10 protein-coding genes are annotated in these 12,074 nt (G+C 71.4%); 8 read left to right on the top strand and 2 right to left on the bottom strand.

The window, feature by feature from the left end; all coding sequences use genetic code 11:
• Positions 1-45 precede the first annotated feature (45 nt).
• The gene (gene udk, locus ACVTJA_RS30525) at positions 46-681 is read left to right on the top strand and encodes a uridine kinase (RefSeq protein ID WP_465825032.1); all 636 of its coding nucleotides are present in this window, start codon (positions 46-48) and stop codon (positions 679-681) included.
• 10 nt (positions 682-691) lie between these two features.
• Here udk and ACVTJA_RS30520 read toward each other — a convergent pair whose 3' ends face one another.
• Positions 692-1,723 (bottom strand): alpha/beta fold hydrolase, encoded by a 1,032-nt coding sequence (locus tag ACVTJA_RS30520; RefSeq protein WP_465825031.1) that lies wholly within the window; start codon positions 1,721-1,723, stop codon positions 692-694.
• A gap of 50 nt (positions 1,724-1,773) precedes the next feature.
• Here ACVTJA_RS30520 and ACVTJA_RS30515 point away from each other — a divergent pair, with 50 nt between their 5' ends.
• A complete protein-coding gene (locus tag ACVTJA_RS30515) occupies positions 1,774-2,688 on the top strand; it encodes a hypothetical protein (protein ID WP_465825030.1) in 915 nt (304 codons plus the stop codon).
• Between the two features lie 39 nt (positions 2,689-2,727).
• Here ACVTJA_RS30515 and ACVTJA_RS30510 read toward each other — a convergent pair whose 3' ends face one another.
• Positions 2,728-4,923 (bottom strand): outer membrane protein assembly factor BamB family protein, encoded by a 2,196-nt coding sequence (locus ACVTJA_RS30510; RefSeq protein WP_465825029.1) that lies wholly within the window; start codon positions 4,921-4,923, stop codon positions 2,728-2,730.
• Between the two features lie 112 nt (positions 4,924-5,035).
• Here ACVTJA_RS30510 and ACVTJA_RS30505 point away from each other — a divergent pair, with 112 nt between their 5' ends.
• The 6 genes from ACVTJA_RS30505 (at position 5,036) to ACVTJA_RS30480 (ending at position 12,030) form a co-directional block, all read left to right on the top strand.
• On the top strand, positions 5,036-7,192 hold the full coding sequence (locus ACVTJA_RS30505) for an HTH domain-containing protein (RefSeq protein WP_465825028.1): 2,157 nt from the start codon (positions 5,036-5,038) through the stop codon (positions 7,190-7,192).
• 195 nt (positions 7,193-7,387) lie between these two features.
• Complete coding sequence (locus tag ACVTJA_RS30500; protein WP_465825027.1) at positions 7,388-8,302, top strand: HEAT repeat domain-containing protein; 915 nt, start codon at positions 7,388-7,390, stop codon at positions 8,300-8,302.
• Complete coding sequence (locus ACVTJA_RS30495) at positions 8,280-8,945, top strand: hypothetical protein (RefSeq protein WP_465825026.1); 666 nt, start codon at positions 8,280-8,282, stop codon at positions 8,943-8,945. Before ACVTJA_RS30500 ends, ACVTJA_RS30495 begins: the two co-directional genes overlap by 23 nt.
• Before the next feature lie 99 nt (positions 8,946-9,044).
• Positions 9,045-10,064: a biotin--[acetyl-CoA-carboxylase] ligase gene (locus ACVTJA_RS30490; protein ID WP_465825025.1), complete on the top strand. Its 1,020-nt coding sequence runs from the start codon at positions 9,045-9,047 to the stop codon at positions 10,062-10,064.
• Positions 10,065-10,129: 65 nt separating this feature from the next.
• A complete protein-coding gene (locus tag ACVTJA_RS30485; RefSeq protein WP_465840547.1) occupies positions 10,130-10,900 on the top strand; it encodes a type III pantothenate kinase in 771 nt (256 codons plus the stop codon).
• Entirely contained in the window at positions 10,897-12,030 is a 1,134-nt protein-coding gene (locus tag ACVTJA_RS30480) for a hypothetical protein (RefSeq protein WP_465825024.1), read from the top strand. The genes ACVTJA_RS30485 and ACVTJA_RS30480 overlap by 4 nt, the downstream gene beginning before the upstream one ends.
• The last annotated feature ends 44 nt before the right edge of the window (positions 12,031-12,074 follow it).

Genomic DNA, 12,074 nt, shown 5'->3' with positions numbered 1-12,074 from the left:
CCGAAGCCTTGCACTGACCCGTTCAGTGGGGTACGTGCCGCCGCCATGGCGTCCCCCCTCGTCGTCGGCATCGCGGGCGGCACCGCGTCCGGCAAGACCACCGTCGCTCGCAAGGTTCGCGAGGCGCTGGCTGACTGCCGCGTGGCCTTCATCGATCAGGACTCGTACTACCGGGACCTGAAGGACCTCCCGCTCGCGGATCGGCGTGAGGTGAACTTCGACCATCCGGATGCGTTCGACACGGATCTGCTCGTGAAGCACCTGCGCGAGCTGAAGGCCGGCCGAGCCATCCAGAAGCCCGTCTACGACTTCGTCACCTCGTCCCGCCAGCCGCGCACCATGGGCGTGGACCCGGGCGACATCATCCTCATCGAGGGCATCCTCGTCCTGCATATGAAGGAGGTGCGGGACGAGATGGACGTGAAGATCTACGTCGATGCGGATGACGACCTGCGCATCCTTCGCCGCCTCACGCGCGACATCAAGGACCGCGGCCGCGACTTCGACCACGTGGTGACGCAGTACCTGCGCCACGTGCGCCCCATGCACATGGGCTTCGTGGAGCCGTCCAAGCACTTCGCGGACATCATCATCCCGCACGGCGGCAACAACGAGATTGCCATCGGCATGCTCGTGGGCGCGTTGCGCGGCAAGCTCTCCGGCCCGACGCCGCGCGAGTAGACGCGCGAGGTCAGCACCGCCGCAGGAAGTCGCTCAGCGGGCCGTGCAGCCGGTCCGCGTCCGACAGCAGCGCGCCGTGGTCTCCCGGGCCCGGCAGCTCCAGCAGCCGCGCGCTCACGCCCGCCGCGCTCAGCAGGTGGTACGTGTCCCGCACGCGATTCACGGGCGCGAGCGCGTCCGTGGAGCCCGCCACCAGCAGCACCCGCGCGCGGATATGCGGGAAGCAGTCCGCCACGTCGCAGCCCGCGTACGCCGAGCACAGCGTGGCCCACGACACGGGGTCGAACGTCTCCGCGAACGCGTCGGCCTCGGCCTCCAGCGCCACGCGCGCGGTCTCCGGGTCCGGCCAGCGCGAGGCGAGGTACTCGCGCCCGAACAGCAGCTTCTGGAAGTCCAGCCGCAGCCGGCGCATCGTCTTGCGCGGCAGCGTGTCCGGCCCGTAGAGCCCCTCGCGGAAGTCCGGGTCCGCGCGCAGCAGCTGCCACGACAAGCCCAGCTTCTCGCGCACGCCCTCGGGCAGCGCGCGCGCCGTGCCCAGCGTCACCACGCCCGCCGCCAGGTCCGGGAACAGCGCCGCCAGCCGCAGCGCCACCTGGCCTCCCAGGCCCACGCCCACCAATGCGCGCACCCGCTTCAGCCCCTGCGCGCGCAGCAACGCGGACACTCCGCGCGCCATGTCCAGCACCGTGAGCGGGGGCAGGCTGAGGCCCCAGCGCTCGCCCGTCCCCGGGTCCGCGGACGCCGGAGACGTCGTGCCGAAGGGGCTGCCCAGCAGGCCCGGCACCACCACGGGCGTGCTGGCGGGGTCGAACGCCAGGCCCTCGCCCACGAGCGCACGCGCCCACCCGGAAGGCTGATACGCAGCGTCCTCTACCGGACCGAGCGCGCGATGCGAGTGCGAGACGTCGTGCAGCAGCACCACCGCTTTGCCGTCTGACGGTTCCCCGTAGGCCTCCCAGGCCACCTGGGGATTGCCCAGCAGCTCCCCCTCCTCCAAGGGAAGCGGCACGGCGAACAGGTGGGTGCCGGTGGCCTGGATCACGTTGGGGAATTTTCATATCACTGCCGGCTCCAACGCACAGGAGTCAGCTCGTGAAGCGCTACTTCGGAGTCATCGTCATCATCGCGGGGGTGCTGCTCGCCGCCGTCATGAGCTACCGCAGCGCCAGTTCCAAGGCGAGGGACGCGCAGCGCGATGCGGACGCCCAGCGCATCCTGGCCGAGTACCTCGAGCGCGTCGGTTGGATGCGCTCCAACCCGGACGAGGCCACCTACCGCGACGAGCTGACGCCCTTCTTCAAGGCGTACTTCGACCAGGTGGACACGCACCTGACCCAGTTCGGTGGCAACAAGAAGTTCGACGGCTACCTGGACGAGCTGGAGAAGCGCGAGAGCAGCGGCAAGGAGGAGCGCGCCGCGGACAAGAAGGCCTTCTACGAGTACACGAAGAAGGTGTTCGACAGCCTCCGCGAGGGCCGCTACCGCCCGGTGTGGACGGCCACCGACAAGGGCATGCGCCTGGACATCGTGTCCTCGGACGTCACCATGGTGATGGGCAAGCCGCAGGTGCGCCTGCAGCTCGTGCTGTGGGGCGCGCAGCGCTCGATGAAGGACGAGGGCAAGGTCCGGAAGATGCTGACCAGCGCCTCGTTCGACACGGTGTGGAAGCTCACGGACGCGAAGGGGAAGCTGCTCGGTGAGATGCGCGGCAGCGACCCGTCGATGAAGGTGGACTTCCCGGAGCGCTACATCCCCCAGTTCCCCCCGCAGATGGTGCTCGGCCACTACGATTTGGACCTGATGCCCAACGAGGTGGCGAAGATGGAGATGACCATCAACGTCTCCTCGCACAGCGGCTCGGGCGGCAACGCCGCGTCCACGTACGTGTGGAAGCTGGACGTGCCCGCCGAATGGAAGCTCGGCGCCGGCGAGACGTGGGAGGGCGCGACGCAGGAGGAGCGCCCCGAGGAGGAGATCGACCCGGCGAAGTCCGCGAAGAGCGAGTAGCCGCCGGGTGGGGAGGGGCGCGGAGACGAAGCTCCGCGCCTACTCCACCACGGTGAAGTGGGAAGCCAGCCGGTATGCGGACAGCGTGCCGGTGTCGTCGAGGAAGTAGAGGTTGAGGCGCACGTCCGCCTGGAGCGCGACGAGCCCCACGCCCACCCGGACCTCCGCGAGCACCTGTCCGCCGCGAGGGTCCACCGCCCGCACGCGCTCGCCCGGAACCAGCGTCACGCCTCGTGCGGTGCGGGCCGGGAGCGCGTTGATGAGCGGCTCACCCGCGGCGCCCACGCGCCAGTCCACCGTGCCGTTGGCGGCCACGCGTGCGGCGGCGCCGGAGGGGCTCGTCACCACCACCGCGCGCGACAGCGGCGACAGCGCGTACGGCCCCGGCCCCAGGTTCAGGGGCCGCTCCCAGACGCGCTTGCCCTTCGAGTCCAGGCACACGAGGACGCCGTCGCGCTCTCGCTCTCCGGCGAGGAACACGCGCGGGCCCACCGGCAATGGCACGGAGAGGTGCGTGAGGTCCGGCTCGTACGTCCACACGGACTCGCCGGTGTGTGCGTCCGCGAGCAGCACCACCCAATGCGAGCCGCGCCCGAGCATGGACAGGAAGCGCCGGCCCCACGCCACCGGCGGGCAGTGGAAGGGCATGGGCGCGCGCATCCGGTAGCGCACCTGTCCGTCGGTGAGGTCCAGCCCGTAGAGGTAGCCCGAGTCGGTGCCCACCAGCGCGCGGTGGCCCTGCGTGGCCAGCCAGCTTCGCTGCGTGCGCGGCGGAGCGAGGCGCCACACCTCGCGGCCGGTGGCCTCGGCGAAGGCGACGACGGTGCGGTCCTCGGAGAGGGTGAGCAGCAGCCCGTCCTTGCGCAGCAGCAGCGGGCCCAGCGGAATGCCGTCGTGGTCGTGCAGCCAGCGCGCGCCCGCGCCCCGGCCGGTGAAGCCGTACACGCGCGTCATGTCCGCCGCCACCGCGTGTCCGTCCGCGGAGGCCGCCACGCCCAGCGGCGCCGCGCGCTTCCACAGCAGCGCCCCGTCCTTGCGCGAGAAGGCCGCCGCGAGCTGCGGCGCGCAGTACACCGGCCCGTGCCGGCCCAGCAGCAGCTTCGCCTCCTCGGAATCCGACAGCCCGCGCTTCTCCCACAGTTGGTCGAAGCGCAGCCGGCGCAGGCGGCCCGGCACCTTCAGCGGCTTCGACGTGCCCCGGCCCGCGCGGGCCTTCTTCTCGCGCGCCGCGCCTTGCGCCTCGGGAGGCTGCACCGCGCCGCGCAGGTGCGACAGGCCTTCACGGCAGCGCTCCGCCAGCTCCACGAGGTAGGGGTTGCCCACCTGCGTCCGGTCCTCTTCCACGAAGGCCGCGGCCAGGGACTCGCCCAGGTGGAAGAGGGCGCCCGCGAGCGCCTTGGCGTCGAGCGGGAAGGGCGTGCCGGGGCGCCCGGGCTTCGCCTTGCCGGCCTTGAGGTCCAGCAGCAGCACGGGCCTGGCGCCCGCGGGGGCCAGCTCGAAGCGCTCCTCGCCCAGCTCCACCGCGCGGGCCAATTCCACCGCCTGGCGCGACAGCTCCAGCACGGAGAGGAACGGTGGCCCGGGCACCCGCCACGCCTGGGGCTTGCCCGGCAGCGACAGCCACACCTCGCCTCCGGCCAGCAGCGGCGCCAGTGTGCCGGCGGTGCCCCGGTCGCTCGCCCGGCCGGCGGGCACGCCTACATCGCGCAGCTCGAAGCCGAAGCCGGGGACCTCCTGCGGCTCCACCCGCTTCGTGGCCGGCTTCGCGCGCGGCTCCTCGGGCGGCCGGGCGGAGCGGCGCAGGGTCTTCAGCGGCTCGCCCAGCGCCTGGGCCAGGGAGGCGGAGAGCGCCTTGGGGGCTACCCGGGTGACGTCCGCGAGGAACCGCTCGGCGCCCTCCCGCACGGCCTCGGCCAGCTCCTCCACCTCCACGCGCACCGGCGGCCGTAGCAGCCGGGCCGGGCGGGCGAGGCTGGCCACGAGCAGCTCCACCTCCGGACCCACCCGGCGGAGCACCAGCTCCAGGTGGGCCTCGGGTAGGGAGACCTGGGCCAACCGCTGTCGCCCGCCGTAGATGGCCGCAACGGAGCGCACCAGGGCGGGCACTACTTCTGCTAAGGACTCCTCCACGGCCCCGGACAGCAGGTCCACCCCGTCCAATTCCAGTGCGATGGAATCGAGCGGGGAAGTCGCGGGTTCGCGTTTCCAACGCTGTCCGATGCGTATGCGAGTCATCTTCTAATGGGCTTCTTCCGTTCGTTGACAAGCCAGTTTAGCGATGGCTAGCATCCGCCACCCATACGGACCTACATTTTTGTAACCGTTCGGAATTCTTGGGGAATACTCGATGACATTCTACGAGGCCGCGCTCCGTGTCCTGGAGAGCGAAGGTCGTCCCCTCCATTTTCTCGAAATCACTGAGAAGTCCATCCAGCAGAGCCTGCTTTCCCACGTGGGCAAGACGCCTGAGGTGACGATGCTGTCGCGCCTCGCAGCCATGGCGCGCCGCACGAGGGACCGCAAGGTGATTGTCACGGCGAAGGACACCTTCGCGCTGGTGGACTGGTCGATTCCCGAGGATGCGGAGGCCCTGGCACAGACTGGCGTAATCGAGCCGCATCCGGAAGAGGACCTTCCGCCGCTGCGTCCGGCGGAGCGCCATCCGGAGCCGCGCGTGGACAACGTGCGGGTGGCGGGCCGCGGCAGTGAGCGCAAGCGCCGCCGCGACGAGGAGGAGGAGCGGGGGGGCCGCCGCAAGCGCTTCCCGCCCCTGCCGGAGGTGGTGTTCGAAATCCTCAGCGAAGAGGGCATCGCGCTGCGCACCGAGCAGCTCATCGAGCGCGCCCGGGGCAAGGAGCTGTGTGCCGAGGAGACGACGGTGGAGGCGGTGCTCACCGCGCTGCTGGAGGACAACCAGCGCCGCATCGACGCCGGCCGCCGCCCGCAGTACTCCTTCAACAAGGAGACCGGCGAGGTGACGCTGGAGCGCGCTGGCGCGCCGAGCGAGGCCCCGCCGCTGGAGCTGCAGGCCGCCTTCGCGCAGGCGCTGGGCATTCCGCTGGAGGCGGGCCGCCCCGTGCTGGGCAAGCCGGCCGCCGCGGCCGCCGCGGAGCCGACGGTGGACGTCGCGCTGCTCACCACGCTGCGCACCACGCTCAAGGACGCGCGCCGCGCCGTGGCGCGCGGGCTGCGCAAGCGCCTGGGCGAGCTGGATGTGGGGACGTTCGAGAAGTCCGTCGTGAAGATGATGCACGGCCTGGGCTTCCGCGAGCTGAAGGTGGCGAAGCGGTCCAAGGAAGGGCCGCTGCTCACGGCGCGCAAGCGCGAGGGCAGCGTGGAGCTGCGCTACGCGGTGCGCATGCTGAAGGGCGTGCCCGCCATCGACCGCAAGACGGTGCAGGAGCTGCGGCGCGACCTGGGCCACTACTCGGCGCAGGTGGGCCTGCTGGTGAGCGCGGGCGACGTGCGCGGTGACGCGCGCACCGAGGCGCAGGCCAGCGGCTCGCTGGTGATGCTCTGGTGCGGTGACGCGCTGGGCGAGAAGTTCCTCGAGGCGGAGACGGCCGTCACCGTCACCCGCGTGGAGCTGTACGAGGTCGACGAGAAGTTCTTCGAGGCCGCGAAGCTGGACGCCGAGGAGGCCCAGAAGCGCCGCGAGGAGCGTCAGCGCGAGAAGCAGGCCCGAGGCGAGGGCGAGGAGGCTTCCGCGGAGGCCACCCCCGAGCGCCCGCGCGAGAAGCGCCGCCGCGAGCGCGAGGCCCGCGAGGCCCGCGAGGCGGAGGCGACTTCCGAGGTGTCCGAGGCCGCCGAGGCCACGTCCGCGACCCCCGCCACCGAGGGCTCGCCGCTCGCCGCGCCGGCCCCCGCGCCCGTGCAGCAGGCGGGCGAGGACGAGGAGGGCGACGAGGACGACGAGGGCGAGGACGATGACCTGGAGGCCGCGACCGCGTTCGTCGGCGGGGCCAGGCCGGAGGGTGCCGCCGAGGGTGGCGAGGCCGCCCAGGGCGAGCGCAAGCGCCGCCGCCGTCGTCGTCGCGGTCGTCGCGGCCGTGGCAACCGCGCCGGTGAGGCGGGTGCCGCGCCGGGTGCGACGCCTTCGGCCGAGGGCGCCGCTGCCGCGACTCCGGGGACGGAGGGGGCTGCCACCGTGGCGCCTTCCGCTGAAGCCACCGCCGCCGAGGGGGCTCCGTCCGCCGAGGGCACTGCCACCAGTGCGGGTACGCCTGCCGCCGAGGGCGCTGCTGTGGCTCCGTCCGCCGAGGCCACCACTGCCGAGGCTCCTGGCGAGGGTGCGGCAACCGTCGCTCCTTCGGCCGAGGTCACCGTCGCGGCTCCGTCGGGTGAGGCGGCCGCCGCTGCTTCGAGCGAGGCCACCGCGGCCCAGCCCGGCACCGAGGCCTCCCAGACTGTCGGGTCCCCGACTGCCACCGAGTCGCAGGAGGTGCGAGAGGCGTCCGAGCGTCGCGACACGCCTCCGGACTCGTCTGGCGGCGGCCAGGGCTGAACTGGCGACGTTGGTGTAGGAAACGGCGTCCGGGCGCGTGGTGAAACGCCTCCGGACGCCTCCACTTGCGACAAGCAGCCGAGCGCCGACAGACGCCTCCGAACCGCTCCACTGCCTGCCAGAGCCGGCGGGGAGCGCCAGCCGTGCGGGGAATGGTCGGCGCCGTCGCTCTCCGGGTGTTAACCTGAAGGGGCGATGAAGCCGGCCCTGGTGCTCGCCTCCTGCGTCGTCCTTTTCGGTGCCTGCCGTTCGCAGGCGCCGCGCTACCCGGTGGCGCCGGTGGAGGTCTCCGGCTCCACGGTGAAGGACAACGCCTTGCTGGGCCTCGCCCCTGAAGGTGTGGCGGTGCTCCTCACCGATGCCCTGAAGGCCTCCGGTCGCTTCGAGCCACAGTCGGACGACGCCCCCAGTGAGGTCCGTCCCTGGCGCCTGACGCTGGACGTGCCCTTCACCCGCGAGGTGCTGAAGGACGGAGACCCCCGCAGCTACGCCGAGGTCGGCGGCAGCCTCACCCTGGAGCGCTTCGGCGGCGACCTCCCGCAGCAATACGAAGTGGTCGGCCTGGGCGAGGCCCCTGTCGAGGAGGACTCGCCCGCGGGCCGCCAGAAGGCCATGCGCGAGGCGCTGCAGAGCGTGCTGCGTCAGGTGACGAGCTCCGCCGCGTTGCAGCTCGCCGCGCTGGACCGCTCCGACGAGGTGCTGGTTCAGGACCTGCGGGCCAACGACCCGCCCACGCGGAACGTCGCCCTGCGCACGCTGGCGGAGCGCCGTCACCCGGCCGCCGCGCCGCTGCTCATCGACCAGTTGAAGGAAGCCACCGACGCGGACTCCCTGCGGAAGACCATGGGCACGCTGGTGGAGATGAAGGCGCGCTCCGCGGTGCCCGTGCTCATCGACCTGGCGCGGGGCAAGGACCTCGGCTTCGTGCAGGAAATCGTCTTCGCCGTGGGCGAGATTGGCGGCCCGGAGGCGGAGGCGTACCTCTACACGGTGGCGCAGGGCCACGACGCGCCCGCCGTGCAGGCCGCGGCGCAGCAGGCGTTGGACACGCTCTACGCTTCGCGCAAGCATGCGACGGCGGAGGCGCGTGGCACGGGTCACGCGGACTGACAACCTGATGAAGCGTTCATTCGGTGTGGCGGTGGCAGCCCTGATGGCGGCCACCCTGGTGCTGGGCAGCGGCTGCTCGAAGAATGTGGAGACCGCGCCGAAGGCGTCGTCCACCACCGACAACGTGGCCCAGTACTACCCGCTCGCGGTGGGCAACCGCTGGACGTACCGCCTCAACGGCATCGCCAACAAGCAGGTGACGGTGGAGATCCTCGGGCAGGAGGACGGCTACTTCATCGACAACCAGCGGGGCCGCCTCGCGGTGGATGCCTACGGCCTGCGCGACGACAAGCGCTACCTGCTGCGGGGGCCGCTGGAGGAGGGCCACGCGTGGACCAACGTCGTGTCCGTCTCGTCCACGGAGCGCTACCGCATCCTCGGCGTCGGCGTGACGTGCCAGGCGCCCGCCGGCACCTTCCAGGGCTGCGTCCAGGTGGAGGGCCGCAACCGCATGGATGCCAACGCCACCCTGGTGAACACCATGACCTTCGCCCCCGGCGTGGGCATCGTCCGCCTGGACATCTCCGTGGAGGCGAAGGACGGCCAGCGCACCCCGCAGGTCCTCATGGAGCTCACGGCCTGGACGCTCGCGGATGGCCAGGGCGGCGGACGGACGCCTCCCGCGCCCGCTCCGGCCGGCTGAAAGCCCTCCGGAGGGACGGGGAGGGGACGGGGGGAGACGTGGCGGGTTGAAAGCCCGGCCGCCCCTCCGTACCCTGGCGTTTCTTCCGAGGGTTCTTTCATGCCTGTCGATTCGGCCGAGCAGACGCAGGAGGAGCTCATCCTGGGCTTCCTCTCCGAGAGCGGCAGCGACTACACCTCTGGAGAGGCGCTCTCCGGCAAGCTGGGCCTGTCCCGCACCGCCGTGTGGAAGCGCGTGGAGGCGCTGCGCACCAAGGGGTACCGCATCGAGGCGGTGTCCGCCCGGGGCTACCGCCTGCTGGAGGTGCCGGACCGGCTCACCTCGCTGGAGCTGGCCCCGCTGCTGACGACGCATGATTTGGGCCGCACCGTGCACCACCACGACTCGGTGGGCTCCACCAACGAGCTGGCCTTCCGGCTGGCGCAGGACGGCGCCGAGCACGGCGAGGTGGTGGTGGCCGAGCAGCAGACGGCCGGCAAGGGCCGCCGGGGCCGCGCGTGGGTGTCGCCGCCGGGCCTCAACCTGTACTTCTCCGCCATCCTCCGCCCGGAGCTGCCACCGCAGCGCGCCCCGGAGCTGACGCTGGTGGCCGCCGTGGCGCTGGCCGAGACGCTGCGCGACTGGAAGACGGAGGCCGCCATCAAGTGGCCCAACGACGTCCACCTCGACGGCCGCAAGGTGGCGGGCATCCTCACGGAGCTGTCCGCCGAGCCCGAGCGCGTGCACTTCGTGATTGTGGGCGTGGGCGTCAACCTCAACTCCCAGGCCGAGCACTTCCCCGAGGAGCTGCGCGAGACGGCCACCTCCCTGGCCCTCGCCAGCGGCCAGCGCGTGCCGCGCGCCCGCTTCGCCGCCGCCCTCTGGGGCCGGTTGGAGGAGTGGCTGGACACTTACCTCGACGAGGGCTTCGACCCGGTGCGCGCCCGCTGGAAGGCGCTGTCCTCCACGCTGGGGCAGGACGTGCTGGTGCGCACGGACCGGCAGGAGCTGCGCGGGCGGGCCGAGGACATCGACCCGTCCGGCGCGCTGCTGGTGCGGACGGAGGGGGGCTCGCTCGAGCGGGTGCTCGCGGGCGACGTGGAGCAGCTCCGCCCCCGCAAGCCGGTCCGTCCCCGGTAGCGCCCCCCTGGCTCCGGAGGTGGGAGATTCGTGGGGCCCGCCTTCGCGGTAGAGTGCGCGTCGTGATGCTCCTGGCCATCGACGTTGGCAACACCAACACCGTCCTGGGTGTCTTCGAAGGCCGGCGCCTCCTGGACCACTGGCGTGTGGAGACGAGCACCCGCCGTACCTCGGACGAGTACGGCATCCTCGTCCGCCAGCTCTTCACCCACAGCGGCATCGACCCGAACAAGGTGGGGGCGGTGGTGGTGTCCAGCGTGGTGCCGCCGCTCCAGTTCAACCTGGAGAAGATGAGCGAGCGCTACTTCCGCACGCGCCCCATGTTCGTCGGGCCCGGCGTGAAGACGGGCATGCCCATCCTCTACGACAACCCCCGCGAGGTGGGCGCGGACCGCATCGTCAACGCGGTCTCCGCCTTCGAGAAGCACCACTCGGGAATCATCGTCGTGGACTTCGGCACCGCCACGACTTTCGACGCCGTGTCGCCCAAGGGCGAGTACCTCGGCGGCGCCATCTGCCCCGGCATCAACATCGCCATGGAGGCCCTGTTCCAGAACGCCTCCAAGCTGCCGCGCGTGGAGTTCGCGCGGCCGCCGCACGTCATCGGCCGCAACACGGTGCACTCCATCCAGTCCGGCCTCGTCTTTGGCTACGTGGGGCTGGTGGACGGCATCTGCGCGCGCATGCAGGCGGACCTCGGCTTCCCGGTGCGCGTCGTCGCCACCGGAGGCCTGGCGCCGCTCGTGGCCAGCGAGTCCAAGGCCATCCACGAGGTGGACGAGTTCCTCACGCTCGAGGGCCTGCGCATCATCTACGGAAGGAATCACGCGTCATGACCACCGCCGTCCCCAACGCAGTCCCAGCGCCGCCGCCCGGGTGTCCCTTCAACGCGGAGTTCCTGCCGCCCAACCTGCGTAAGCACGTGGACCCGGCCGCGCCGGTGCCGCTACGGATGATGGCGGCCAAGTCTCTGGTGCCGCTCAGCCCGTCGGACATGCTCGGCGCGCTCTTCATGCTGACGTTCGACCCGGACGCCGGCGTGCGCGAGACGGCGGCGAAGACGGCCGCCGGCCTCCCGGACAAGATTCTCGGCTCCGCCACGCGCGACGAGGAGGTGCAGCCGCCCGTGCTGGGCTACTTCCTCGGCCTGCTCAAGGGCAAGGAGACCTACGCGGAGATGCTGGTCCTCAACGCCAGCACCCCCGACGAGGCCGTGGCCGACGTGGCGAAGGACTGCTCCGCGAAGCTGGCGGAAATCATCGGGCAGAACCAGCTCCGCCTGCTGCGCCACGAGGACATCCTCCGCAACCTCTGCATCAACCCCAACGTGCCGGTGTCGCTCACCGACAGCGTCTGCGACTTCGCGGTGCGCAGCGGGATGATGCTCGCGGACGTGCCGCAGATGAAGGCGGCGCGCGTGCGCCTCTTTGGCCCCGCGGCCGCCGAGGCCCCGCCGGACCCAGGGCCCACCGCCGAGCAGATCCTCCAGGAGTTCGAGGAGGTGGCGAAGGAGGACGCCGCCCCCATGGAGGAGGGCAAGAAGCTGACCCTTGCCCAGAAGATCATGAAGATGTCCATCGCGGAGAAGATCAAGCTCGCCACGCTGGGCAACAAGGAGGCCCGCGGCGCGCTCATCCGGGAGACCAACAAGCTGGTGGCGGTGGCCGTCATCCGCAGCCCGCGCATCACCGACGGCGAGGTGCTGTCCTGCGCGGCCAACAAGGCGATGATGGATGACGTCCTGCGCGTCATCTACAACAACCGCGAGTGGACGAAGAACCACAAGGTGAAGCTGGCGCTGGTGAAGAACCCCAAGGTGCCGCTCACCGTCACCATGAAGTTCCTCAACGCGTTCCGCGACGCCGAGCTGAAGGACCTGGCTCGCGACAAGAACGTGCCCGCCGCCGTGCAGGGCTTCGCGAAGAAGCTGCACGAGAAGAAGACCGCTCCGAAGAAGCAGGGGTAGGGCGGAGCGCGGCGCTGGGCATCAACTCCGGGCCCTGCATTCAG

The sequence above is a fragment of the Pyxidicoccus sp. M6 genome (genome assembly GCF_055568925.1).
The sequence above is the reverse complement of the archived record's forward strand: the minus strand, read 5'-3'. Positions and strand labels throughout refer to the sequence as shown.